Genomic DNA, 25,697 nt, shown 5'->3' with positions numbered 1-25,697 from the left:
CGCTCAGATCTTGCTGTCCTTCTCCTCCGCGCGCTCCTGCTTGTAGCGCGCCTCGAAGTCGTGCAGGCGCGCGTCGATCGTCGACAGATCGTAGAAGCCCACCGATTTCATATCGCGCGCCTCCTTCAGCTGCCGGATCGCCGATGGCCACGCGCCGTCGAGCGCGAACTTCTCGGCCAGCGCGCGGCGCTGCGTCAGCGCATCGCCACAGCCCGCGCTCGCCTGCGCGAGGTACTGCCACCACGCGGGCTGACGCGGCTCGCCTTGCGTTGCGTCGCGCGCGAGCGTCTGCGCCTCCTTGAATCGTCGCGCCGCGAGCAGCGCCTGGAGCAAGCCGTCGGTGGCCGCGTGCGACGCGGGCCATGCGGCATGGGCGTCCTGCGCGAGGCGGATCGCGTCGTCGGCGCGGCCCGCGCGGCGCGCGATCTCGGCGGCGAGCACGTCGAGACTCGGCGTGCTGCGCGATTTGGCGGACGTCTTGCCGCCAGTCGCGGTGACATTCCCCGAGCGAGTCGTCGCGCGAGTCGCCGGGCCGCTCACCAAACCACTCGCCCGGCCACGCTCGCCATCGTCGGCGGCCTCGAAGCGGGCGAACGCCGCGCGCGCCGTGGCGAGCGACTGGGCCGCATCGTCGTAGTTTTCCATCAGCGTCTGCGCAACCGCGATCCCGTACCAGTTCGCGGCCACGTTGAGCGCCGTGCGGTCGTCGATTTCGGCGCGCAGACGCGTGATTTCATCGAGATACTCGTGACGCGAGCGGTTCTGCAGCACGCGCACGCGCGCCCGCACGAAACCGTACTCGGGCGCCTGGTGCGGCTGACGATAGGCCGCGCGGCGCGCGCGCTCCTGCATATCGGCGATGCGCTCGCCGGTCAGCGGATGAGTGCGCGCGTAGGCGGGCACGCCCGCGTCGCCCATCGACCCGCGTTCGAGCCGCTCGAAGAACGCCACCATGCCCCACGGGTCGTAGCCCGCGCCCGCGAGCAGCTGAAAACCGACGCGGTCCGCCTCGTGCTCGGCCGCGCGCGAAAAACGCAGCTGGCTGTCGACGGCGTAGGCCTGGCCGCCGAGCGCGATCGCGCTGCCGAGGTCGCCGCTATGCGCGAGCACGCCCGCGAGAATGCCGAGCAGCACGCCCGCGAGCGCCGCGTAGCCGCTGTGCTCGCTCTGCGTGAGCATGCGCGCGATGTGCCGCTGCAACACGTGACCCATCTCGTGGCCGAGCACGGAAGCCAGCTCGGACTCGGTCTGCGTCGCGATGATCAAGCCCGAGTTCACGCCGATGAAACCGCCCGGCAGCGAGAACGCGTTGATCTGATAGTCGCGCATCGCGAAGATTTCGAAGTCGGGCCGATACGCGCCGATGAACTGCGCCGACGCCGACGCGGCGAGCCGCTCCGCGACCGCGTTCAGATAGTCGAGCACGAGCCAGTCGCCGATGTAGTCGGGGTCGCGCCGGATGTCGCGCATGACGCGCAGGCCGACGCGCCGCTCGGCTTGCGGCGTGAGTGTGCCGCCCGAGCCGTCGCCGAGGTCGGGCAATTGCGGCACCCAGGCGCTCGCGCGCGCACCGGAACCGCCGTAGACGCCCGCGCCCGGCGGATGCGCGGATTCGACTTCGCCCAGACGCGACTGCGCGCCGCCGTAGGTGCCGAAGACGCCTTGCGCGATGGAGGCCGGCAAGGCGACGTCGCCGACCTCGTCGAGCGGGCCGTTGACGAGCGCCGGCGCGTTGGGCGCCAGCGTGACGTTGCTTAAGGCGTGCGATGTCGATGGCGAGGATGCGCCCGAAGCGTTGGCAGCAAGGGAAGTACCGGCGGGCGTGGTGGACGTGGCGGGCGTGGCGGGCGCGGTGGAACGCGCGAGATCGGCTGCGCGCAGATCGAGCACGGCGGCGGGAGGCGCCGCGTTTATCGTGTTTGCCACGCTTGTCGTGTTTGCCGTGTTCGTTGCCGACGCTTGCGCACCCGACGCCGACACCTGCGGCGGGACCGCAAGCGAGACGCACAACCAGACAGCAAGGAGCCGTTTCAGGGGCATCGATGTCGGGAACGCAGAGCAAGTCGGGCAAATCGCAAAGCGGACGCTGGCGCGGCAGCCAGCCACGCGCCGATTGTAGCCCGGCAGTCGCCCGGCACGGCGCGCGATCCCGCCCTCGAAGCCGCTTTCATGGTGGCGCATCATGCTGCGCCCGCGCTGCTAAGATAAGCGCCCTTCTCGCGCGCACGTCTGCGTGCGCGACTGAGTTTGCGTTTTAGCGCACATTATCGGCAAGCCGCGTCGGCGCACGTCGTCGGCGCCATTCAGCCAGGAGCCCACCATGCCCGAACTCACGCATTTCGACGCCGCAGGCGACGCACACATGGTCGACGTCGGCGGCAAGGCCGAAACCCAACGCATCGCCGTGGCCAGCGGCACGATTCGCATGCTGCCCGCGACGTTCGCACTCGTGCGCGACGGCAACGCCAAAAAGGGCGACGTAATCGGCGTTGCGCGCATCGCCGCGATCCAGGGCGCAAAGCGCACCGCCGATCTGATTCCGCTGTGCCATCCGCTCGCGATCACACGCGTCAAGGTGGATTTCGCGCTCGACGAGACGCTGCCCGGCGTGCACTGCACGGCGCAGGTCGAAACCTTCGGCCGCACCGGCGTGGAGATGGAAGCGCTGACCGCTGTGCAGGTCGGCCTGCTGACGGTCTACGACATGTGCAAGGCCGTCGATCGCGGCATGACGATCACCGATGTGCGCGTGATGGAAAAGCACGGCGGGAAGTCGGGGGATTGGGTCGCGGAACCGCTGACGCGCTGATCCGCTGATCCGCTGATCCGCCGATTCACGCGGAACCTGTTTGGCGCGGGCCAAAGCCGAAGCGCAAAGCCATAGCGCAAAAATCCGCACGAAAAAAACGGCGAACCTCGGTTCGCCGTTTTTCACTCCCGCTGTCGATCCAGTCGATTAATCGTCCGAATCGTCGTCATCCTCTTCGGCGGACGCCGGCGGCTTGCCGTACTTCTTCAGCAGATCGGCCTTGAAGCCGTCGAGCGTGGGCTCGTTCTCGCAGAGGCTGTAGAGCGCCGCGAGCTGCGTCGGCCAGTCGTGCAGTTCCTGCGCGAAAATCTTCAGGCGCTCGACCGTGTCGAACGCGCCTTCCGTATTGCCGTCGAGCGCCTGCAGCACCGCATAGCGGCGCAGCACCGTTTCGCCCGGCAGCAGCGCAATCGCGCGCTGATGCGCGGCGAGCTTGGCGGGCAGATTGGCGGCGTTCATCGGCATCAGCGTGGCCATGCCGTAGTCGCCCCACGCGCTGAACAGCAACGACGGTTCATCGGCGTATTGCTGCGCCGGATGCGAGCCGTAGTAAAGCACTTCGGCGCGGTTGTAGTCGCGCATCACCGGCCACAGCGACGCGATACCGCCGAACACCACCACTGCGTACACGCCCATCACGACCGTCGGCGGCACGATGCGCAGCCGCTTCGTTTCGAACAGGCCGAACACGAACATCGCGGGCAGCAGGAAGAACATGTACTGCTGCGGATATTCGACGAGCGCATGCATGACGAGCGCGCCGGTCAGCATGAAGCCGAAGATGCGCTCCGGCGTATGCGGCGCGAGCAGCGAGCGCACGAACCACGCGAGCAGCCCGATCACGACGATCCCGCAGCCGACCACGCCGGTCTTGGCCAGCAGGTCGATGAAGATATCGTGCGAGTTGTTGGCGATCTCGACGCCGCCGAGCGTGCGCGCGAGTTCGAACTGGTGGATCGGGAAATCGCCCCAGCCCACGCCCAGCAGCGGATGCGCCTTGAACATCGCAAGACCGTAGTGCCACAGCGCGAGGCGCGGCGCGATCTGGCTCGCGTCCTTCATGCGGTCGGCGGCCGACTGGTCGAGCTGAAGCTGATAGTGCACGTTGGCCCAGCGCACGAACGCGTTCATGCCGAAGAAGATCACCGCCAGCACGACCGGCACGATCCACGCGCGCGCCCCGCCCTTCATGCTCGCCGCGCCGTCCTCGGCACGCACGCCGCGCTGCGCCGACAACGCCATCCAGAGCCCCGCCACGACGATCACCGCCATCTGCAGCCACGGTCCGCGCGACACGGTGAGCGCGAGGCCGCCCGCATAGATCGCCGACAGCACGCCCCAGAGCAGCACGTTCAGACGGCGCGTCTGCACGAGATAGAGCGCCGCCGCCATCGCGAAGGCGATGTAGGTTGCGAGGTGGTTCGCCTGCGCCATATTGCCGAACGGCCGGCGCTGGAACTGCACGTTATAGGCGACGACGAGCGGCGTGACCTTGGTTTCCAGATGCAGCAACTGGATGACCTGGCAGAACACCGAGAACAGGCCGCCGATCACGAGCGCCCACGAACCCCACACCACGGCGGTGCGCACGAGCCCGACGCGGGCGATGCTGTAACCGGCGAGCACGGCCATCAAGGCCGCCAGCAGATAACCGGCGCCGAGCCAGTTCATCGACGGCTGCGCGACGTGCAGCACCGCGGTCTGCACGACGAGCAGCAAGCCGAAGCCGAACGGCACCAGCGCGACCGCGGGCACGGCAAAGTCGACGACAGGCCGCGCGGAGCGCACCAGCATCCAGACGCCCGCGCCCACCAGCAGGTAGAGCGCCAGCGCGGTGAATTCGGCGTAGAACGTCGGGATCGGATAGGTGTGGTTGACGACCGCATAAGGCAGCGTCAACGCAAGAGCCAGCAAGACGAACGTAAGGTAGCGCGCAAATGGAGAAGGCATGGGGATCGGGGGCGTCAGCAACGGCGCACTATACAAAACTTTTCCGTCCCTGTGCGGGCGGCGGCGAAGCAAATGCCGCCCGCACACTCGCCAGCTTCCGCTCAGTTGCCGCTCAGCTGCCGTTTTTGCGCGGGCTTGGTGCATTTTGTTCATGCGCCTCGCTCGCGCATCGGGCTCAGGCGCGCTGCTCACGTGAAGGGCTCACACCATAGCCTCACCGGCGCACGCCTCACGCGCGGCACTCCGGCGGCGCGAGCTTGGCGGGCAGCGTGGCCGCATCGGCCGGTGCCGGACCCGCACCCGGCGCGCCGAGCGACGAAGCCGTCTTGCCGCCCGCGAAGCATTCCCACGTGAGCGTGCCGCCCTGCACCGCGCCCTGCGCGAGCGCGACGCGCGCGGTAGGCGCATCGGCGTTGTCCGGCACCGATGGCACGAGCACGAGCGTGTTGCTGCCCTCGGGCGCGATGCGCGCGGTGAAGCTCACGGTGATCTGCCCGGTTGCGTCGTCCACGAGCACCGACGTCACGTTGCGCGTGCCCGGCGGCGCGCTGTAGCCCGCGTCGAAGGCATTGCCGCTCGCGGCGTTCTCCGCCACCGCAAGGCGCGCCGAAGCGGCAAGCGCCAGGCCCTCGCCCACGCGGCTGCGCGCGAGATAGTCCTGATAGGCAGGGATGGCATAGGCCGCGATCACGCCGACGATCGCGAGCACGATCATCAGCTCGATGAGGGTGAAGCCGCGCGCGGCGCACGCCCGCACGAAGCGGACAAAGCGTAGAACATGCGCGAACCGCGCGACCGGGGCGAATCGATGTGCGGCCAGCGCGTTGCGCGCGAAGGCCGTCGAGGCAAGCAGGGAAACGATCATCGTCAGGGCTCCTGAAACGGGAAACGCCTGCCACCGGAGGGTGAGCAGGCGTTTCGATCGTATTGGCGAGCGCTCGCGCGCGGCAGTCGGCCGGATGGCTTAGGCGCGGCGCTGTCGGCGTGTGCCGTCAGATTCAGCGCGCCCTATCCTGCGCGTGCCGGCATTCAGGCGCTCAATGCGAGCCCTGCGCGCGCCGCGCGTTGCGGCGTCTGAGCAGATGGCCGGCCAGCACCACGAACATCGCGCCCGCCACGCACATGCCGTATTCGGCAACCGGCGTATCGAGCAGCGGCCAGCGGTCGCCGGCGGGATCGTTGATGATCAGGCCGCCCGCGATCCAGCCGAGCAGCGCCGCGCCCAGCGTGACGATCACCGGATAGCGGTCGAGCAGTTTCAGCACGAGCTGGCTGCCCCAGACGATCAGCGGAATGCTGACCATCAGCCCGAAGATCACGAGCGCAATGCGATGACGCGGATCGGCTGCCTCGGCCGCGCCCGCGATGGCCACGACGTTGTCGAGGCTCATCACCGCATCGGCGACGATGATGGTCTTGATCGCGCCCAGCAGCTTGTCCGAGGGCTTCACGTCGGCGTGTTCGAGATGCGACGGCGCGAGCAGGCGCACGCCGATCCACAGCAGCAACAGCCCGCCCGTGAACTTGAGCAGCGGCACGTTGAGCAGCACGACGGCGAACGCGATCAGCACGACGCGCAGCGCGATCGCGCCCACAGTGCCCCACAGGATGCCGCGCAGGCGCTGCTGCGCCGGCAGATCGCGGCAGGCCAGCGCGATCACGACGGCGTTGTCGCCACCGAGCAGAATGTCGATGACGATGATCTGGATGACAGCGCCCCAGTGGAGCGTCGCGAAGAACTCAAGCATGAATGCGGGAAGTTAGGCTGCGCGCGCGGAAAAAACGCGCGCCAAATAAAAAAGCGAGGCTGCCATGACTGGCTCCCTCGCTTTTGTTCGGAAACCTCGTGAAAGGATTCCGCAAGCATAGCAAAAAACGCCGACGCCCCGCGCATACGTGATGCGCGCGGCGCCGCGCTATCTGCAAATTACAGCACCGACTTCAGCAGACGGCCCATTTCCGACGGGTTGCGCGTGACCTTGATGCCGCACGCGTCCATGATTTCCAGCTTCGCTTCGGCCGTGTCCGCACCGCCCGAGATCAGCGCGCCGGCGTGGCCCATGCGCTTGCCCGGAGGCGCCGTGACGCCCGCGATGAAGCCGACGACCGGCTTCTTCATGTTGCCCTTGATCCACTCGGCTGCCGTGGCTTCGTCCGGGCCGCCGATTTCGCCGATCATGATCACGGCGTCCGTATCCGGATCGTCGTTGAACATCTTCATGACGTCGATGTGCTTCAGACCGTTGATCGGGTCGCCGCCGATACCGACTGCCGACGACTGGCCGAGGCCGAGTGCCGTCAGCTGGGCAACTGCTTCATACGTCAGCGTGCCCGAACGCGACACGACGCCGATGCGGCCCTTGCGGTGGATGTGACCCGGCATGATGCCGATCTTCAGCTCGTCCGGCGTGATCGTGCCGGGGCAGTTCGGGCCGAGGAGCAGCGTCTTGCGGCCTTCGCGGCGCATACGGTCCTTGACTTCGATCATGTCGCGGACGGGGATGCCTTCCGTGATGCAGATCGCGAGATCGAGGTCGGCCTCGACGGCTTCCCAGATCGCTGCGGCTGCGCCTGCGGGCGGCACGTAGATGACCGACACGGTCGCGCCGGTGGCTTCCTTCGCATCACGCACGTTCGCGTAGATAGGAATGCCTTCGAAGTCTTCGCCGGCCTTCTTCGGGTTCACGCCCGCGACGAATGCTTCGCGGCCGTTGGCGTATTCACGGCAGGCGCGGGTGTGGAACTGACCGGTCTTGCCGGTGATGCCCTGCGTGATGACCTTGGTGTCTTTGTTGATCAGAATCGACATGTATTGACCTCTGTTCGCTTGGCGCGCTGCGTCGCGTCTCCCGCACGGATGCGGAATTCGCGCCGTCACGCACGCCATTCGTATCCGGTGAAAATTACTTGCCTTCGGCAGCCGCGACGACCTTCTGCGCAGCCTCTTCCATGCTGTCCGCCGAGATGATCGGCAGGCCCGAATCGGCCAGCATCTTCTTGCCGAGGTCCTCGTTCGTGCCCTTCATGCGCACGACGAGCGGCACCTTCAGGTCAACGGCCTTCGACGCCGCGATCACGCCTTCCGCGATCACGTCGCAGCGCATGATGCCGCCGAAGATGTTCACGAGGATCGCCTTCAGGCCCGGATTCGTCAGCATGAGCTTGAACGCTTCCGTGACCTTCTCGGTCGTCGCGCCGCCGCCCACGTCGAGGAAGTTCGCCGGTTCGCCGCCGAACAGCTTGATGGTGTCCATCGTCGCCATGGCGAGGCCCGCGCCGTTCACCAGACAGCCGATGTTGCCGTCGAGCGAGATGTACGCGAGGTCGAACTTCGACGCTTCGATTTCAGCCGGATCTTCTTCGTCCAGATCGCGGTACGCGACGATTTCCGGGTGACGGAACAGCGCGTTCGAGTCGAAGTTGAACTTCGCGTCGAGTGCGGTGACCGTGCCGTTGCTCGACACGTTCAGCGGGTTGATTTCGGCCAGCGACGCGTCGGTTTCCCAGAATGCCTTGTACAGGCCTTGCAGGATCACGCGAGCTTGCGGAATCGAAGCAGCCGGCACGCCGATCTTCGCGGCGAGGTCGTCGGCTTGCGCGTCGAGCAGGCCCGTGTTCGGATCGACGATGACCTTGTGGATCAGCTCGGGATGCTTTTCAGCGACTTCCTCGATGTCCATGCCGCCTTCACTCGAACCCATCAGCACGATCTTCTGCGAGACGCGGTCGACGACGAGGCTGACATACAGTTCCTGCTTGATGTCGGCGCCTTCTTCGATCAGCAGACGGTTCACCTTCTGGCCTTCCGGACCAGTCTGGTGCGTGACCAGTTGCATGCCGAGGATCTGGTTCGCGTATTCGCGCACTTGATCCAACGTCTTGGCAACCTTCACACCGCCACCCTTGCCGCGGCCGCCCGCGTGAATCTGGGCCTTGACGACCCACACCGGACCGCCCAGCTCTTCAGCGGCCTTGACCGCGTCATCCACCGAGAAAACCGGCGTGCCGCGCGGTACCGCGACACCGAATTTCCGGAGGATTTCCTTACCCTGGTACTCGTGAATCTTCATGCGTGATTCCCTTCAGTCTGAGAGTTGGAGTGAACTTCGTTTCCGCTGTTGTTATTCATGCGCGACGGCGTCGGCCTTGCCCTCTCGGCCCGGGCCCAGGTCTTCGCGCACGCTGGCGACATCCGCGCCACGCTCTTTCGAACGCGGCACGTGTCCGTACCAGCGCGGATAAAACTGCTTGACCGTCTCGCCGTCGAACCGCAGCGCGTGGCAGCGGCCGAGCTGGAAAGGCGGTTTCTCGCCGGCGGCTTCGCCGTCGGCGGTCTTGCCGAATTCCGGTCCTGACGCTTCGCCCGGAGAACCGCTAGACGAATCCCACACTGCTCCGACAAACGCCTGGATAGCGGCCGTCGGCAACACGCCCAACATTTCGGTGAGGTGCGTGCAGCCAGCCGTGCCGGCGAGGAGCCGGCCCGCTTCGCGGCGAAAGTTCTGGAGGAGATTGAGCCCGATAAGGGCCCGATAGGCGGGATTGGCGTTCTGGCACTGACCGTCGTAAGGCACCCAGTCGGACGACGCGTGAGCGTCGACGACGTTGAGCTTGCGATCGATCGTGATGCGGAGCCAGAGTTCATGGATCGGCAAACCGTTGGGCCGGATACCCGATGCGAGCGGCACGTCGCGTGGCTTATGGTCAGTCAGGCACGCGTCGATGTCCCACAGGCCGTCCTCGCGCTCATAGGCGACCGCCCTGATCGCGCGCTGATGACGCAACTGACGGGGCGCTGGCGGGGGAAGCGGCATGCGTTGGTAAGACCGGATTGGAAAACTTCCCGAGTTTAGCATACCGGGTATTTGAGACAGCACCGATCTCGCCAGCCCTATGCGCTCCGGTTATTAAGCTATTTTTGAGCCAAGTGGATCAAATTTACAGATTTTCCGACTACTCGCCGTCGAAGCCGTCTTCGTAGCTGTCTTCGATGCCTTTGAGAATCTTGCCGATGATCGACATCGAAAAACCACGCGCGGCAAGAAAACGCGCCTGACGCGCGCGCTCGGCGGGCGTCTCGGGCAACTGGCCGTACTTCTTCTTCCAGACGGCGAGGGCGCGCGTAAGTTCCGTCTCGCGCAACTGCGTGCTCACTTCCTCGATGAGCGCTTCGCCCACCGCATGACGTTTGAGTTCGCTGACGATGCGCCCTGCTCCAACGCGCGCGGCGCGGCGATAGACGACGCTTTCGGCGAAGCGCGCGTCGGAGAGCCAGCCGTCGCGTTCAAGCGTGTCGAGTAAAGCCTCTAGTTCGTCGGCGTTGTCGGTGAACGCCATGAGCTTGCGCGAGAGTTCCGCGCGGCTGTACTCGCGACGCGAGAGGTAGCCGAGCGCGCGGCCCTTGAGCGAGCGCTCGGGGCGTTGCCGGTTCGCGGATGCCGCGTTGGCCTTGCGCGCCGCGCGCATCGTCGACGTGCGTTCGTAACCGTCGCCGCCGTCTTCGATCGCTTTTTCGGCGGCGCGCGCCATGTCGTGCGCGTCGAACGATTCGTACTCGTCGAAATCGTCGCGTCGGCTGGACGGGCGGGCGAAAGACTGCGTGGCGGCAGGCGACGCGCGGCGCGATTCGGATGGACGCGTGCGAGCAGGCGCGCGTGGCGATTCGCGGTTAGCGGCGGTCGATGCCGGCGTTGGCGAAGACGATGATGCTGCGGCGCTGTTGGTGCCGGCGTCGCTGCCGGTACTTGCGTCGCCGGTATCGCTGGCGTCGTTAGCGAGATCGGCTGACGCGTCGAAGAACGCCTCGAACGGCACTTCGAACACGGCACCGCCTTCGTCGTCGAGATCGGGCGTGGAGGATTGGGACAAAAGCTGAGGCTCGGAATGCACAAAGCCGCGATCGCCCGAATGGGCGTCGCGGCTTTGCGAGGTAGTACCAGATGAAACTCGGGCCGAACGCCGGGGCGAAACACCGGACTGATCAGAAGCAGCAGCGTCAGATGCAGCGGCAGAAGCAGCGGATGCGCCGCCGGAAAAAGCAGAGCGCCGATTCACGCCCCGCGCCCCGCTGCGGGCTTCATGCAGAAGCTCCGCCTCGCTCGAAGTCGAGGACGAAGCCTTCGCGGCCTCAGGCGGCACTGAGACGAACCCACGCTTGCGCATCACAGTCGTGCCACCTCGTGCCACCCTTCGCGGGCCCGATTCAGAACTTATTCTTCGTCTGCGATTTCGACTTCGCCGGTGTCGGCAACACCGTCCGGCATGACGTTCACGCCGAGCGATTCGCGGATGCGGTTTTCGATTTCGCGGGCGATATCTGCGTTTTCGCGCAGGAATTCGCGTGCGTTGTCCTTGCCCTGGCCAATGCGTTCGCCGTTATAGCTGTACCACGCACCTGCCTTGTCGACGATCTTGGCCTGCACGCCCAGGTCGATGATTTCGCCCTGACGCGAGATGCCTTCGCCGTAGAGGATGTCGAACACGGCTTCGCGGAACGGCGGCGAGACCTTGTTCTTGACGACCTTCACGCGCGTTTCGCTGCCGATGACTTCGTCGTTCTTCTTGATCGAACCGATACGGCGAATGTCCAGACGCACCGACGAGTAGAACTTCAGCGCGTTACCACCCGTGGTGGTTTCCGGGTTGCCGAACATCACGCCGATCTTCATACGAATCTGGTTAATGAAGATCACCATGCAGTTCGTCTTCTTGATCGTGCCGGTGAGCTTGCGCAGCGCCTGCGACATCAGACGTGCCTGCAGACCCGGCAGCGAGTCGCCCATTTCGCCTTCGATTTCAGCCTTCGGCACCAGTGCCGCGACCGAGTCGATCACGATCATGTCGATCGAGCCCGAGCGCACCAGCGCGTCGGTGATTTCGAGCGCCTGTTCGCCCGTGTCCGGCTGCGAGATGAGCAGTTCCGGCACGTTCACGCCGAGCTTGGACGCGTACTGCACGTCGAGCGCGTGTTCCGCGTCGATGAACGCCGCCGTGCCGCCGAGCTTTTGCAGCTCCGCGATCACTTGCAGCGTGAGCGTGGTCTTACCCGACGATTCAGGACCGTAGATTTCGACCACGCGGCCGCGCGGCAGGCCGCCGACGCCGAGCGCGATGTCGAGACCGAGCGAGCCGGTGGACACCACCTGAATGTTTTCGACCGCATCGCCGTCGCCGAGTCGCATGATCGACCCTTTGCCGAACTGCTTTTCGATCTGCGCGAGCGCGGCAGCCAGCGCCTTGCCCTTTTCAGCAGTCAGCCCAGCCGAGCCTTTCTTGCTATCTTCCATGAATCGTCCTTTGCTATGATGAACGGCGTCTCGTGACGATGCGGGCGTGCTTTTGCACACACACGCATGAACGCAGACACTGTATAAAAAAACAGTGGTTTTGGCAAGCGCGTTTTTCGCACGCTTTTTCGTACGCGCCCGCCAGAACCGCGAATTTTTCGGGAGACCGCCGCGCGCCGCCCGCCCTACGTGCGGTATGGCGCAGGCGCGACGAGGCCTGACTCGACGTCGATCGGCTCAAAGCCAGAGTCACAGTCCGCCTCGAAGGCGACGCAGGCGCATCATGCGAATTCTCATTGCCGAAGACGACAGCATACTCGCGGACGGTCTGGTCCGATCACTCCGCCAATCGGGCTATGCCGTCGATCACGTGCCCACCGGCGTGGACGCCGATACAGCCTTGTCGATGCAGTCGTTCGACCTGCTGATCCTCGACCTCGGCCTGCCCAGAATGACGGGCCTCGAAGTGCTGCGCCGCTTGCGCGCGCGCAACTCCAACCTCCCCGTGCTGATCCTCACCGCCGCCGACAGCGTCGACGAACGCGTGAAAGGACTCGACCTCGGCGCCGACGACTACATGGCCAAGCCCTTCGCGCTCAACGAGCTCGAAGCGCGCGTGCGCGCGCTCACGCGGCGCGGCGCGGGCGGCGGCCCGACCGTCGTGCGCCACGGCGCGCTCGCGTTCGACCAGGTCGGGCGCGTCGCGCACATCAACGAGCAGGTGCTCGATCTGTCGGCGCGCGAACTCGGCGTGCTCGAAGTGCTGCTGCAGCGGATCGGGCGGCTCGTCTCGAAGGAGCAGCTCGTCGATCACCTGTGCGAATGGGGCGAGGAAGTCAGCAACAACGCCATCGAGGTCTATGTGCACCGCCTGCGCAAGAAACTCGAAGCGGGCGGCGTGCGCATCGTGACCGTGCGCGGCCTCGGCTACTGCCTCGAAAAGGAAGCGAACGGCGCGAAGGACGCCGGGACCGCCAGCACGACGGGCCAGAGCGGCGCAACGGGCACAGGCAGCGCCGCGCCCGCGATGCCCGCCAGCCACTACTACAAGTAAGCGGGCACGATCATGGCCGGGCCCGCGCGCTCCGCGTCCGCCGACGGCACGCCGCCGGGCGTCCCGCCACGCGCCGCGGCCGCCGCCAACGACGACACACTCGACGACGACGACGCGCGCGACGCCCGCTACGCCAATCCGTTCGCCCCGCCCGACGAGGCCGAAGCCGCCGACAAGCGCCCGCGCTCGCTGTTCGGCGAGATACTCGACTGGATGCTCGCGCCGCTGCTGCTGCTCTGGCCGATGAGCATCGCGGTGACCTATCTGGTCGCGAAGTCGATCGCCAACGGGCCGTTCGACCGCGCGCTCGAAACCGACGCCTACGTGCTCGCGCGCCAGATCCATCCGGTCAACGGCGTGGCCGAACTCTCGCTGCCCGACTCCACGCGCGACTTCCTGCGCGCCGATAACGTCGACAGCGTCTATTACCAGGTACTCGGCACGCGCGGCGAACTGGTGGGCGGCGACCGCGACATGCCGCTGCCGCACGACGACGACCGCCCGCCGCCCGGCGTGGTCGAATTCCGCGACGACACGCTGCACGGCATCGACATCCGCGTGGCCTATACGACGGTCGAGCCCGCGCATCTGGGCGGCGCGCAGCCCGTGCTCGTGCAGGTGGCCGAAACGCTCGACAAGCGCCGCGCGCTCGCCAACGACATCATCAAGGGCGTGATCCTGCCGCAGTTCGTGATCCTGCCGCTCGCGATCCTGCTGGTCTGGTTCGGGCTCTCGCGCGGCCTCGCGCCGCTGCACGCGCTGCAGTCGAACATGCGCATGCGCCGCCCCGACGATCTCTCGCCGCTCGAAGCGCGCCGCGCGCCGCCCGAGATCGAGCCGCTCGTGACCTCGTTCAACGACCTGCTCACGCGCCTCGAACAGAACATGCAGCTGCAAAAGCGCTTTATCGCCGACGCCGCGCATCAGATGAAAACGCCGCTCGCGGGCCTGCGCACGCAAGCCGAACTCGCGCTGCGCCACGACGCGCCCGCCGAGGTGCACCGCTCGCTCGAACAGATCGCGACGAGTTCGGAGCACGCCGCGCGGCTCGTCACGCAATTGCTCGCGCTCGCGCGCGCCGAAAACCGCATGACGGGGCAGATCTTCCAGCCCGTCGATATCGCCGAGGTGGCGCGGCTCGCGGTGCGCGACTGGGTGCAGCCGGCGCTCGCCAAGCGCATGGATCTGGGCTACGAAGGCCCCGACAATCCCGGCGCGGACGACGGCGAAACCGACGTCGCGCCGAATCTCGTGCCGGATAACACGCCCGTGCTCGTCGACGGCAATCCGGTGATGCTGCGCGAAATGCTCTCGAACCTGATCGACAACGCGATCCGCTACACGCCCGCGGGCGGGCGCATCACCGTGCGCGTGCGGCCCGAGCCCACGGCGCGCGCCGTGCATCTGGAGGTGGAGGACACGGGCATCGGCATTCCGGCGGCCGAGCGCGAGCGCGTGCTCGAACGCTTCTACCGCATCCTCGGGCGCGACGGCGACGGTAGCGGCCTCGGCCTCGCGATCGTGCGCGAGATCGTGACGATGCACGGCGGCGCGCTCGCCATCGACGACAACGTCTATCAGGACGCGCCTCGCCTCGCGGGGACGCTGGTGCGCGTGACGCTCGCGATGCGCGGCGCGGGTTGAGCGACGGGTTTTAGCGGCAACTTCACGGCGATTACGTCGCTGAAACTGACGGCATCAGGTGAAATCCTGGGCGTCAGGCGGGATGGGACTTTCCCTTATCGGCACGTCGCCAGCCAACTCAAGCTAAACCGAATTAACAAACTTAAACCGACGTTGCGCGTAAATTAATCAATTTTACGAGACGTTAATGCACCGACACCCGCACATCGCCACGCTGCGACAGCCCGCCTACTCGTCAGAACCCCGTAAGTTTCCGTTCGAATAATGCATCGCAGGACTGCCGCAACCGGTTTGCCGGAGCGGCCCCCACACGCATATCAAAACTGGAGACATCTATGGCAACCGTTGGCGGACAAGTCTCGCACGCGCCGATGACCAAGGACGAAAAACGCGTGATCTTCGCGTCGTCCCTCGGCACCGTGTTCGAGTGGTACGACTTCTATCTGGCCGGCTCGCTCGCGGCCTTCATCAGCAAGAGCTTTTTCTCCGGCGTGAATCCCACGGCGGGCTTCATCTTCACGCTACTCGGCTTCGCGGCAGGCTTCGCGGTGCGGCCGTTCGGCGCGATCGTGTTCGGCCGTCTGGGCGACCTCGTCGGCCGCAAGCACACGTTCCTCGTCACCATCGTCATCATGGGTCTGTCGACCTTCGTGGTCGGCTTCCTGCCCGGCTATGCGTCGATCGGCATTGCGGCACCGGTGATCTTCATCCTCATGCGTCTGCTGCAGGGCCTCGCGCTCGGCGGCGAATACGGCGGCGCGGCGACCTACGTCGCCGAACACGCACCGCCCGGACGCCGCGGCTTCTACACCGCATGGATCCAGACGACCGCCACGCTCGGCCTGTTCCTCTCGCTGCTCGTGATCCTCGGCGTGCGCACGACCGTCGGCGAAGAAGCATTCGGCGCCTGGGCCTGGCGCGTGCCGTTCGTCGCGTCGATCCTGCTGCTCGCGGTCTCGGTCTGGATCCGTCTGCAACTCGACGAATCGCCGGCGTTCAAGCGCATCAAGGCCGAAGGCAAGATCTCGAAGGCGCCGCTCTCGGAAGCGTTCGGCCAGTGGAAGAACCTCAAGGTCGTGATCCTCGCGCTGATCGGCGTGACGGCGGGCCAGGCCGTGGTCTGGTACACGGGCCAGTTCTACGCGCTGTTCTTCCTCACGCAGACGCTCAAGGTCGACGGCGCGAGCGCCAACATCCTGATCGCGCTGGCGCTGCTGATCGGCACGCCGTTCTTCCTGTTCTTCGGCTCGCTGTCGGACAAGATCGGCCGCAAGCCGATCATCATGGCCGGCTGCCTGATCGCCGCGCTGACCTACTTCCCGCTGTTCAAGGCGCTCACGCACTACGCGAACCCGGCGCTCGAAGCGGCCACGGCGCGCGCGCCGATCGTCGTGATCGCGAACCCGGACGAGTGCTCGTTCCAGTTCAATCCGGTGGGCACCTCGAAGTTCACGAGCTCGTGTGACATCGCCAAGAGCGCGCTCTCGAAGGCCGGCCTGAACTACTCGAACGTGGCCGCCCCGGCGGGTACGCTCGCGCAGATCAAGGTGGGCGACACGACCATCGACACCTTCGACGGCAAGGCGGCAGGCGCGAAGGAGGCAGGCGCGGCGTTCGACAAGACGCTCTCGGGCGCGCTCAAGAGCGCGGGCTACCCGCTCAAGGCCGATCCAGCGCAGCTGAACTGGCCAATGACCGTGGTGATCCTGACCATCCTCGTGATCTTCGTGACGATGGTGTACGGGCCGATCGCGGCGATGCTGGTGGAGATGTTCCCGACGCGGATCCGCTATACGTCGATGTCGCTGCCCTATCACATCGGCAACGGCTGGTTCGGCGGCTTCCTGCCCGCGACAGCGTTCGCGATCGTGGCGGCGCGCGGCGATATCTACTCGGGGCTCTGGTATCCGATCATCATCGCGCTGGCGACCTTCGTGATCGGCATGCTGTTCGTGAAGGAGACGAAGGACTCGGATATCTACGCGCAGGATTGAGTGACTGGCCGGGCGGTTCAAGCCCGGCCGATCCCCCCCCGGCCCGGCGGTCTCGAAAAAAGTTGGAGATAGTGCTTGACAGACCCCGGGACTATCCGCATAATCTTTCTTCTGCGGCGAATTAGCTCAGCCGGTTAGAGCGACGGAATCATAATCCGCAGGTCCGGGGTTCGAATCCCTGATTCGCCACCAAATGCGAAAGCCGCTGTCCCACAAGGACAGCGGCTTTTTCTATTGTGCTTCCGGTTTCGGTGCACTTCAGCGCAGCACATTCTGCACAGTGTGGCGCGGGCAACGCAAAGCATCGCCCGCCGCCCGTTCATCAAAGACTCACCCCGCGCCCTTCCCCCGCTTCGCCACATACATCGCCTGATCCGCGAGATCGAGCAGCCGCGTCATTTCCACGCCGTCTTCGGGCAGCACCGCCACACCCACGCTCACGCCCAGTTCGATCGACTGGCCTTCGAACTCGAACGGCTCGCCGACCTTCTCGCGAATCCTGCGCGAATACACCTCCGCGTCGCCGCGCCCATCGATGCCGGGCAGGATCATCGCGAACTCGTCGCCGCCCACGCGCGCGGCCGTATCCACGCGACGGCTGTTGCTCGCGATGCGCGCCGCCGTTTCGCGGATCGCCGCGTCGCCCGCACGGTGGCCGTAGCGGTCGTTGATCGGCTTCAGGCCATCCATGTCGAGATTGAGCACGCCCAGCCCGCCCGCCGAGCGCACCGCCAGATCGACCGACTGACGCAGGCGGTCGTAGAACAGCGCGCGGTTCGGCAGGCCGGTGAGCGCGTCGTGCGTCGCGCGCAGATAAAGCTCGCTCGTTTCGTGGCGCGCCGCGTGGAACATCGCGGCGGCGATCAGGCCGGACATCAGCGAGAGCGTTTCGATGTCGTCGTCGTCGAAGGCGCCGACTTCGGGGGCCACCACCTTCAGCACGCCCACGGTCGCGTCCAGATGCTTGAGCGGCGTGACGATCATCGAGCGCAGGCCGACGCGGCGGCACGCTTCGCGGTCCACGCGCGGATCGGCTTCGGAGTCGTCGCAACGCAGGATTTCGCCCGTGCTCACGCATAAACCGGAAAGGCTCGATTCGCGCGCGAGGCGCAGGCCGAGCATGCCGGCCACGCTGCCCGAGGCCGCGCGATAGACCATCTCACCGCCTTCGGCGAGTTCGACGGCGGCGCCCTGCGCGCCGGTCAGATGTTCGGTGCGTTCCGCGACGAAGGCCATCACGCCGCCGAGATCGAGGCCGAGTCTCGCGATGTCGGATTGCGCGCGGATGATTTCGAGGAGCGTGGCGTTGTCGAGCCGAGGGCCGCCGAGGTCGTTTTTCATGGCGTCAAACGTTTGCGTAAAGGCCCTTTCGGCGCAGCAAGGCGCACCACGGGCGGGACGCGCAAGCATAACAAACTCGTGTCCCTGCTTTCAGCGTTGTCTTTTTACGCGGCGTTTCGCGCTGGACTCAACCTGCCTCAGCCCTCGATACGCTCGCGCGTCAGGCGCAGCAGCGCAGCCATCGCCTCGCGCGCCGTGAGCGCGTCGCGCCGCGCGATCGCGTCGAACACCTTCGTGTGGTCCGGCAGCGCCGCATTGAACACATCGGCGCGCTTGGCGTTCACGCGCAACTGCCCTTCGAGCGTGCGCTCGATCAGCGTGCCGAGCGGCACCAGCAGTTCGTTGCGGCAGGCGGCGAGCACCGCGAGGTGAAAGCGCAGATCGGCGCGCACCCATTCGTCGACGTTGCGCGCATCGGTCATCGCCGTGTGGGCCTCGGCGAGGTCGGCGAACGACGCTTCGTCGTGCGCGCCGGCCGCAAGCTGCGCGGCGTACGGCTCGATCATCTCGCGCATTTCCTGCAACTTGAGCGCGAACGCGAGCGGCGGCGCGACGCGCGCGTACCAGTCGAGCACGTCGGCGTCGAGCAGGTTCCACGCATCGCGCGAGCGCACACGCGTGCCGACTTTCGGCCGCGATTCCACGAGCCCTTTCGAGGTGAGCGTGCGCAGCGCCTCGCGCAGCACCGTGCGGCTCACGTCGAAGCGCTCCATCAGGTCCGCTTCGCGCGGCAGCGTCGCGCCGGGCGCGTAGTCGCCGCGCAGGATCGCGCTGCCGAGTTCGAAGGCGACGGTGCCGTGCAGATCGCGCTGAATGACGTTCTCCTTGTGTGCGAGGTGCGGGTACGTGGTGCGATCGCCCAGATAATGGGAATCGATGCAAAATAATACTATTAATAGCACTTAAACGCGAGTTTTGCAGTAGCATGTGCTCCGAGACGCGCCGGGCACGCCGCTCGCGCCGAGCGCCCATCGAACCGTTCTGGAGACACCGCATGAAAATCACCAAGCTCGAAACCTTCGTCGTGCCGCCCCGCTGGCTCTTTCTCAAGATCGAAACGGACGAAGGCATCATCGGCTGGGGCGAGCCCGTCGTCGAAGGCCGCGCGCACACGGTCGCCGCCGCCGTCGAAGAACTCGCCGACTACCTGATCGGCAAGGATCCGCTGCTGATCGAGGATCACTGGCAGGTGATGTATCGCGCGGGCTTCTATCGCGGCGGCCCGATCACGATGAGCGCGATCGCGGGCGTCGATCAGGCGCTCTGGGACATCAAGGGCAAGCATCACGGCGTGCCGGTGCACGCGCTGCTCGGCGGTCAGGTGCGCGACAAGATCAAGGTCTATTCGTGGATCGGCGGCGACCGTCCGAGCGACGTCGCGAACAACGCGCGCGCCGTGGTCGATCGCGGCTTCAAGGCCGTGAAGATGAACGGCTCGGAAGAACTGCAGATCATCGACACCTTCGACAAGGTGCAGGGCGTGATCAACAACGTCGCGGCCGTGCGCGAGGCCGTGGGCCCGAACGTCGGCATCGGCGTGGACTTCCATGGCCGCGTGCACAAGCCGATGGCGAAGGTGCTCGCGAAGGAACTTGATCCGTTCAAGCTGATGTTCATCGAGGAGCCGGTGCTCTCGGAGAACGTCGAGGCGCTGCGCGACATCGTCAATCAGACGAGCACGCCGATCGCGCTCGGCGAGCGTCTCTATTCGCGCTGGGATTTCAAGCACATTCTCGCGGGCGGTTACGTCGACATCATTCAGCCCGATGCCTCGCACGCGGGCGGTATCACCGAGTGCCGCAAGATCGCGTCGATGGCCGAGGCCTACGACGTCGCGCTCGCGCTGCACTGCCCGCTCGGCCCGATCGCGCTCGCGACCTGTCTGCAGATCGACGCGGTGAGCTACAACGCGTTCATCCAGGAACAGAGCCTCGGCATTCACTACAACCAGGGCAACGACCTGCTCGACTACATCAAGAACCCGGAAGTCTTCAAGTACGAAGACGGCTTCGTGTCGATTCCGCAAGGTCCGGGTCTGGGCATCGAGGTGAACGAGGAGAAGGTGCGCGAGATGGCGAAGGTCGGTCATCGCTGGCGCAATCCGGTCTGGCGTCACGAGGATGGCAGCGTCGCCGAATGGTGATGTGTGCTAGCGCACAGATCGGCGCGTGATGGTGTGTATGCACGCTTGAGCGCACTTGATCTCACGTTTCGCGAAAGCTTCATCCGCGAACCACGCAGCGCGTCTCGCACGCGTTACGTGACGCGTTGCGTGCGCCACGTTTCAGCGCCGTAACGTTTCAGGCCGGTTTGAGACCACAACGCCGCGTCTCGCCTTCGGGCGGGCGCGGCGTTCGTCGTTTTCGCACATAGCGAGCGTGTTCGCGCGTGACGCTAAAGCCTTGCCGCGCAAGGCGAAATGCTGCGGCATCGCCATCACGCACGCGTCGCGCGGCGCGTGCGCTTCAGCGGCGCGCTGCTTTGGCCTGCTCCTTGCTGAATCCCCTGTACGACAAATCGAACGATACGGGGATTCACATGGACGCGATGCTGCCCGACTACCTGATCCGCGAACAGGCTACCGTGGGTGCGCTCGTCACCTTCGGCCTGATGCGCGTGATCGCCGCCGCCGTCGCCTGTACGCGCGGCTGGCGCATTCTCGCCGTCGAACAGAGTTTCATCGGGCTCGCGGTGCTCTGGTGTGCGCCGCAACTCGTCGAGCTGATCGCGCATCCGTCGTCGGTGCTCGCGCTCGCCGAACTCGAAGGCAAGGCGATCGGTTGCGCGATCGCCCTGTTCTTCTCGCCGATACTCAGTCACAAGCTCGGTTACGAATAAGCGCGAGTCGGCGCAAGTCAGCGCGCGAGGGGCGCGTGTTTCAGCCCTGCAACACGTAGCCCGGCACGCTATGGCCGAGCACGGCCGCGATCACGAGCACGGCCATCATCACCAGCGCTTCGAGATGCAGCACGTTGACGAAGCGGCGCGCCGCGCCCGTCGAGGCCGAGCGACGCAATTCCGGCATCGCCATCATGCGGTTGAAGCCGCCCAGCGCGAGCGCGAGCGCGACCAGCGCGAGCTTGGCGAGCAGCACGCGGCCCCACTCGCTGCCCGTGAGCGCGTCGAGCGAGCCGCCCGTGCCGCGCAGCGTGTTGAACACGCCGGTCGCGAGCACGAGTCCGACCGCGAACAATGCGACGTTCGAGAGCTGGCCCGCCGTGCGGATCAGCACGCCGCGCGCCGTCGACGCGCCCAGCGCCGGCAACACCGCCAGCCCGCCCGCCATCACGATGCCGCTCCATGCGCTCGCGCTCAGCACGTGCAGCGTGTTCAGGCCGAGCGCGGCCGAGGCGAAGCCGGCGTCGGCGGCATGGCCGAGTCCCGCGCGGCCCGCGGCCACGGCGATCAGCGCGAGCCACAGCACGCCGTCGCGCAGCGGGCTCGCGCCCGCGAACGCGGCGAACAGCACGACGAGCGCGCCGCCGAACGCCACCGACCAGGCGTGGCCCACGTGCGTCTGCGAGAGCACCGTCGGCACCACGCCGAACGACGCGGGCAAGCTCTGGCCGCTGATCGACGCGCTCTCGTAGAGCAGCCACATGACGAGCGCGATCACGAGCACGAGCGAGGCCGTGCGCAGCGAGCGTTGCGCGCGCAGCCAGGCGGGCCGCGCGGGCGCGACGGCGCTGCGAGCGTCCTTTTCGAGCCACGCGCCGTAGAGCGTCGAGCCGAGCGCGAAGGCGTAGGCGAGATTCACGAGGGCGGCCATCGCGACCTGCCCGATCCAGAGCCAGTCAGCTTTCATCGGCGCGCGCCCTCCCGGCATTCGGGGGTTCCGGCGAAGGTTCCGGCAAGTTGAGACGGGGACGGCAGCTGCATCGGCGGGGAAAGTGCAATGGGAGTCATCGATACGAGTGGCAAGGAAACAACAAGAAAGCAAACGAGGATCGCAGCGAGAACCGGGCGAGGCCAGAGGCGATCGTGACGCGGCGCAGGGCACATAGCCCCGCAACGACCCGTGCAACGACCCAGGCGACGGTGCGTAACGATGCGCGACTTTCCGGCAAGCGCCTGCTTCGATAGCCGCCGCGCCGTTCGGTTCCGCCGTTCGGCTCAATACGGGATCGAATCATGCGACGAGGCGAAACGTCAGCGCAACGCCGAAGACGCGCGGCAAAAGCGAAACGCCTTCGCCGCCATCCCGTCGCGCGCGCTTTCACTGCGCTTCATCAACCGCCATGCGGATGGCATCGAAGCGAGGTCAAGCAGGGTCAATCCCGAGTCACGAATCGGCCAACGGGTGCAGAATCATAACCGGCGACGTCGCGACCCTTGGCCGCAATCCTGGAGATCGGATCCGGGCCGGGTCACCGCGCGTTCGGGCAAGCCCGCGTAGGCGGCCCGGAGCGCATGTGGCAAATAGTCACTATGAGGCGATGCTAGAATCGGCTGCGTCGCCGCAGCGCGCACGGGTCGTCTGCTTTTATCGCGCGCAACCTGGAAGCCGGGTCGCTCGAAGCCTGGCAGGTCCACGATAAAGAATGGAGTCACGCGTGTCCCCAAGACGTCTCGTCCGACCGCTCATTCCGCTCGCCGCGCCGCTCCTGGCCGCCTTGCTGTTCGGCACGTGTGGAATCTTCAGCGCTGCTTGCGCCCAGACCCCGCAACCCAAAGCCCCCGACACGATCGAATCGCGCGTGCAGGGCTGCACGGCGTGCCACGGCACGCACGGTCAGGGCACCGACAACGACTACTTCCCGCGTCTGGCCGGCAAACCGGCCGAGTATCTCTACAACCAGCTGATGAATTTCCGCGAGGGTCGCCGCAAGTACCCTCCGATGAATTATCTGGTCACCTATCTCTCCGACGATTACCTGCACGAGATCGCCACGTACTTCTCGCAGCAGCGGCCGCCCTACCCGCCGCCCGCGAAAGCCACGGTGAGCGAGAGCACGCTCGCGCGCGGCCAGGCCATCGTCCTGCGCGGCGACGCGGCGCGCCAGGTGCCCGCCTGCGCGGCCTGCCACGGCGCGAAGCTGACCGGCATGGAGCCGGCCATTCCGGGCCTCGTCGGGCTGCACGCGGACTACATCAGCGCACAGATCGGCGCCTGGCGTTCGGGCTCACGTCACGCCAAGGCGCCCGACTGCATGCATGAGATCGCCACGCGTCTCACCGACGACGACGTGAACGCCGTCGCGGCCTGGCTCGCCACGCAGAACGCGCCGCAAAATCCCGTGCCGGCCCCGGCTGGCTCGTTGAAGACGCCGCTCGCATGCGGCAGCGAACCGCAATAAGGCGCCGGGGGAGACAGCCATATGAACCGCAAGTCCCTGTTCGCTCTGTCCGCAGTCGTGCTCGCCGCCGCGGCGGCGCTCGTGCCCGTGCTGTGGACCGGCAACACTTATCTGCACAGCGCCTCGGCGCAGGCGGCCACGCCCGCCGACCAGGCCGAGCTCATCAAGAAGGGCGAATATCTGGCCCGCGCCGGCGACTGCGTCGCCTGCCACACCGTGCGAGGCGGCAAGACCTTCGCGGGCGGCCTGCCGATGGCGACGCCCTTCGGCACGCTCTACACGCCGAACATCACGCCCGACGACCAGTTCGGCATCGGCAAATGGAGCAGCGACGACTTCTACCGCGCCATGCACACGGGCCGCTCGAAGGACGGCAGCCTGCTCTACCCGGCCTTCCCGTTCACGAGCTACACGAAGGTCACGCGCGCCGATTCAGACGCGATCTACGCCTATCTGCGCTCGGTGCCGCCGGTGCACGTGGCGAGCCGCCCGCACGAGCTCAAGTTCCCGTTCAACAACCGCAACCTGCTGATCGGCTGGCGCACGCTGTTCTTCCGCGAGGGCGAGTACAAGCCCGATCCGACCAAATCGGTCGAGTGGAACCGCGGCGCCTATCTGGTCGAAGGGCTCGGCCACTGCGGCATGTGCCATACGTCGATCAACATGATGGGCGCGCCGGTCAACTCGTCGGCGTTCGCGGGCGGGCTGATTCCGCTGCAGAACTGGTACGCGCCCTCGCTCACGTCGAGCGAAGGCGGCCTCGGCGACTGGGATATCAAGGACATCTCCAATCTGCTGAAAACCGGCGTTTCGGAGCGCGGCGCCGTGTTCGGGCCGATGGCGGACGTGATCCACAACAGTCTGCAATACGTCTCCGACGACGACATCGAGGCGATGGCGACCTATCTGAAGACCATCCCGCAGCGCAAGGAAGCGCCCGAGACGATGCAGATGGAAACCTCCGAAGCGTTCGGCGGCGAACTCTTACAGCAAGGTCAGAAGATCTACCATGACCAGTGTGCAAAGTGCCACGCGGAGAACGGCCTCGGCATGCCGCCGAATTTCCCGCCGCTCGCGAACAACCAGTCGATCCAGATGAAATCGGCGGTGAATCCGATCCGTATGGTGCTCAACGGCGGCTATCCGCCCAGCACGCAGGGCAATCCGCGCCCGTACGGCATGCCGCCGTTCGCGCAGTCGTTGTCCAATCAGGAAGTGGCAGCGGTCGTGACCTTTATCCGCATGTCGTGGGGGAACAAGGGCACGCCGGTCTCGCCGCAACAGGTGTCAGATCTGCGTTCCGCGCCGCTCGACTGAGCCACGTTTGTTATAGTGGCGTCTGCCTGACAAGGGCGCAGCCGGCAAAACGCCGCCGGCTGCGCCCTTCGCTATTTGGCCGCGCGCCGCGCGTTGATTGCGGCACGAGGCCGCGCGGCGCGAGCCGCACGCTGTCGAATTCGCTCTCGAACTGATGGTTTTGAAGCAGAAACGCAGGGCAAGAAGAACAAGGAGTGGTCGTCATGCACGCTGGTGAGCGTCTGAACAGCATTACTCACCTGGTGGGCGCGATGTTGTCGGTTGCGGGGCTGGTTTCGCTCGTGACGCTCGGGGCGCTCGATCACGACGCATACAAGGTCGTGAGTTTCGCTGTGTACGGCGCGATGTTGTGCGCGCTCTACACGATCTCCACGCTGTATCACGGCGTGCGCGGACCGCGCCTGAAAGCCGTGCTGCAGAAGTGCGACCATGCCGCGATCTATCTGCTGATCGCGGGCAGCTATACTCCGTTCACGCTTGTCACGCTGCGCGGGCCTTGGGGCTGGTCGCTCTTTGGCGTGAGCTGGGGGCTCGCCGCGTTCGGCATCGTGCAGGAGCTCACACTCGGGCGCCGCACGCGCATGCTGTCGATGGTGCTGTACGTGGTGATGGGCTGGCTCGCGCTGGTCGCGGTCAAGCCGCTCATCGGCGCGCTGCCCGCAGCGGGCACCGCGTGGCTGCTGGCCGGCGGCATCATTTACAGCGTCGGCATCTATTTTTTCATCAACGACGAGCGCATCCGGCACGGACATGGAATCTGGCATCTGTTCGTGCTCGCCGGGAGCGTCTGTCAATTCGTGAGCGTCGCGGGCTACGTCGCCTGACGCATCCCACCGGGAATCTCCACGAAGATTGTCGCGCGGCGGCCGCAGTGTCCGCGGCCGCGCGATGCAACTTTATGCCAGCCGACGGGTCTGCATGAACCGTCGACAAGCGGCGCGCGCACTGGCGCGCCGTCCGAATACACGCGAGCGCCCGCGTTCAGCTTTACGCGGCGCGCCGTCA

General features: G+C 66.1%; 22 protein-coding genes and 1 tRNA gene. 11 read left to right on the top strand and 12 right to left on the bottom strand.

Annotation, left to right across the window (positions count from 1 at the left end):
* Window positions 1-3: 3 nt before the first annotated feature.
* Window positions 4-2,040 carry a M48 family metalloprotease gene (locus tag U4Y88_RS25405; RefSeq protein ID WP_415774498.1) on the bottom strand — a complete coding sequence of 679 codons (2,037 nt, stop codon included), beginning with the start codon at window positions 2,038-2,040 and terminating at the stop codon, window positions 4-6.
* Between the two features lie 280 nt (window positions 2,041-2,320).
* On the opposite strand from U4Y88_RS25405, the gene moaC reads away from it, so the two are divergent.
* The gene (gene moaC, locus U4Y88_RS25400) at window positions 2,321-2,809 is read left to right on the top strand and encodes a cyclic pyranopterin monophosphate synthase MoaC (RefSeq protein ID WP_224016474.1); all 489 of its coding nucleotides are present in this window, start codon (window positions 2,321-2,323) and stop codon (window positions 2,807-2,809) included.
* A gap of 147 nt (window positions 2,810-2,956) precedes the next feature.
* Here moaC and U4Y88_RS25395 read toward each other — a convergent pair whose 3' ends face one another.
* The 8 genes from U4Y88_RS25395 to recA form a co-directional block, all read right to left on the bottom strand.
* Window positions 2,957-4,759 (bottom strand): PglL family O-oligosaccharyltransferase, encoded by a 1,803-nt coding sequence (locus U4Y88_RS25395; protein ID WP_321787204.1) that lies wholly within the window; start codon window positions 4,757-4,759, stop codon window positions 2,957-2,959.
* Window positions 4,760-4,988: 229 nt separating this feature from the next.
* Entirely contained in the window at window positions 4,989-5,474 is a 486-nt protein-coding gene (locus U4Y88_RS25390; protein WP_253074438.1) for a pilin, read from the bottom strand.
* Between the two features lie 322 nt (window positions 5,475-5,796).
* Window positions 5,797-6,507 carry a TerC family protein gene (locus U4Y88_RS25385; protein ID WP_321787201.1) on the bottom strand — a complete coding sequence of 237 codons (711 nt, stop codon included), beginning with the start codon at window positions 6,505-6,507 and terminating at the stop codon, window positions 5,797-5,799.
* Between the two features lie 179 nt (window positions 6,508-6,686).
* On the bottom strand, window positions 6,687-7,568 hold the full coding sequence (gene sucD, locus U4Y88_RS25380) for a succinate--CoA ligase subunit alpha (RefSeq protein WP_065059314.1): 882 nt from the start codon (window positions 7,566-7,568) through the stop codon (window positions 6,687-6,689).
* Between the two features lie 94 nt (window positions 7,569-7,662).
* Complete coding sequence (sucC, locus tag U4Y88_RS25375; protein ID WP_224016485.1) at window positions 7,663-8,829, bottom strand: ADP-forming succinate--CoA ligase subunit beta; 1,167 nt, start codon at window positions 8,827-8,829, stop codon at window positions 7,663-7,665.
* A 51-nt stretch (window positions 8,830-8,880) separates the two neighbouring features.
* Window positions 8,881-9,573: a DUF2889 domain-containing protein gene (locus U4Y88_RS25370; RefSeq protein ID WP_224016487.1), complete on the bottom strand. Its 693-nt coding sequence runs from the start codon at window positions 9,571-9,573 to the stop codon at window positions 8,881-8,883.
* A 139-nt stretch (window positions 9,574-9,712) separates the two neighbouring features.
* Window positions 9,713-10,627: a recombination regulator RecX gene (recX, locus tag U4Y88_RS25365; protein WP_321787199.1), complete on the bottom strand. Its 915-nt coding sequence runs from the start codon at window positions 10,625-10,627 to the stop codon at window positions 9,713-9,715.
* 341 nt (window positions 10,628-10,968) lie between these two features.
* Entirely contained in the window at window positions 10,969-12,045 is a 1,077-nt protein-coding gene (gene recA / locus U4Y88_RS25360; RefSeq protein ID WP_224016492.1) for a recombinase RecA, read from the bottom strand.
* Window positions 12,046-12,328: 283 nt separating this feature from the next.
* On the opposite strand from recA, the gene U4Y88_RS25355 reads away from it, so the two are divergent.
* From U4Y88_RS25355 to U4Y88_RS25340, 4 genes are all read left to right on the top strand, one after another.
* Entirely contained in the window at window positions 12,329-13,099 is a 771-nt protein-coding gene (locus U4Y88_RS25355) for a response regulator transcription factor (RefSeq protein WP_321787197.1), read from the top strand.
* A gap of 12 nt (window positions 13,100-13,111) precedes the next feature.
* Window positions 13,112-14,743: a sensor histidine kinase gene (locus U4Y88_RS25350; RefSeq protein WP_321787195.1), complete on the top strand. Its 1,632-nt coding sequence runs from the start codon at window positions 13,112-13,114 to the stop codon at window positions 14,741-14,743.
* Between the two features lie 335 nt (window positions 14,744-15,078).
* A complete protein-coding gene (locus U4Y88_RS25345; protein ID WP_224016498.1) occupies window positions 15,079-16,737 on the top strand; it encodes an MFS transporter in 1,659 nt (552 codons plus the stop codon).
* Window positions 16,738-16,852: 115 nt separating this feature from the next.
* Window positions 16,853-16,929: transfer RNA gene (locus U4Y88_RS25340), tRNA-Met, on the top strand.
* A 138-nt stretch (window positions 16,930-17,067) separates the two neighbouring features.
* Here U4Y88_RS25340 and U4Y88_RS25335 read toward each other — a convergent pair.
* A complete protein-coding gene (locus U4Y88_RS25335) occupies window positions 17,068-18,078 on the bottom strand; it encodes a sensor domain-containing diguanylate cyclase (protein WP_224016501.1) in 1,011 nt (336 codons plus the stop codon).
* 137 nt (window positions 18,079-18,215) lie between these two features.
* On the bottom strand, window positions 18,216-18,941 hold the full coding sequence (locus tag U4Y88_RS25330) for a FadR/GntR family transcriptional regulator (protein WP_415774499.1): 726 nt from the start codon (window positions 18,939-18,941) through the stop codon (window positions 18,216-18,218).
* A 131-nt stretch (window positions 18,942-19,072) separates the two neighbouring features.
* Between U4Y88_RS25330 and dgoD the strand changes: the two genes are divergently transcribed.
* On the top strand, window positions 19,073-20,221 hold the full coding sequence (gene dgoD, locus U4Y88_RS25325) for a galactonate dehydratase (protein ID WP_310629862.1): 1,149 nt from the start codon (window positions 19,073-19,075) through the stop codon (window positions 20,219-20,221).
* A 395-nt stretch (window positions 20,222-20,616) separates the two neighbouring features.
* Entirely contained in the window at window positions 20,617-20,916 is a 300-nt protein-coding gene (locus U4Y88_RS25320) for a hypothetical protein (RefSeq protein WP_224016655.1), read from the top strand.
* A 40-nt stretch (window positions 20,917-20,956) separates the two neighbouring features.
* Here the strand turns inward: U4Y88_RS25320 and U4Y88_RS25315 are convergent, their stop codons facing one another.
* Window positions 20,957-21,883 carry a CopD family protein gene (locus tag U4Y88_RS25315; RefSeq protein WP_224016503.1) on the bottom strand — a complete coding sequence of 309 codons (927 nt, stop codon included), beginning with the start codon at window positions 21,881-21,883 and terminating at the stop codon, window positions 20,957-20,959.
* A gap of 243 nt (window positions 21,884-22,126) precedes the next feature.
* On the opposite strand from U4Y88_RS25315, the gene U4Y88_RS25310 reads away from it, so the two are divergent.
* The 4 genes from U4Y88_RS25310 (at window position 22,127) to trhA (ending at window position 25,516) form a co-directional block, all read left to right on the top strand.
* Window positions 22,127-22,474: a hypothetical protein gene (locus tag U4Y88_RS25310; protein ID WP_310629861.1), complete on the top strand. Its 348-nt coding sequence runs from the start codon at window positions 22,127-22,129 to the stop codon at window positions 22,472-22,474.
* A gap of 145 nt (window positions 22,475-22,619) precedes the next feature.
* A complete protein-coding gene (locus U4Y88_RS25305) occupies window positions 22,620-23,375 on the top strand; it encodes a c-type cytochrome (RefSeq protein ID WP_224016507.1) in 756 nt (251 codons plus the stop codon).
* Window positions 23,376-23,396: 21 nt separating this feature from the next.
* Window positions 23,397-24,692: a cytochrome c gene (locus U4Y88_RS25300; protein ID WP_321787193.1), complete on the top strand. Its 1,296-nt coding sequence runs from the start codon at window positions 23,397-23,399 to the stop codon at window positions 24,690-24,692.
* Window positions 24,693-24,895: 203 nt separating this feature from the next.
* Window positions 24,896-25,516 (top strand): PAQR family membrane homeostasis protein TrhA, encoded by a 621-nt coding sequence (gene trhA / locus U4Y88_RS25295; RefSeq protein WP_224016510.1) that lies wholly within the window; start codon window positions 24,896-24,898, stop codon window positions 25,514-25,516.
* Window positions 25,517-25,697: the final 181 nt, after the last annotated feature.

Origin of the sequence: Paraburkholderia sp. J94, assembly GCF_905220285.1 — a bacterium.
Taxonomy (GTDB): domain Bacteria; phylum Pseudomonadota; class Gammaproteobacteria; order Burkholderiales; family Burkholderiaceae; genus Paraburkholderia; species Paraburkholderia tropica_A.
This window is presented reverse-complemented; position numbering and strand designations above follow the sequence as displayed.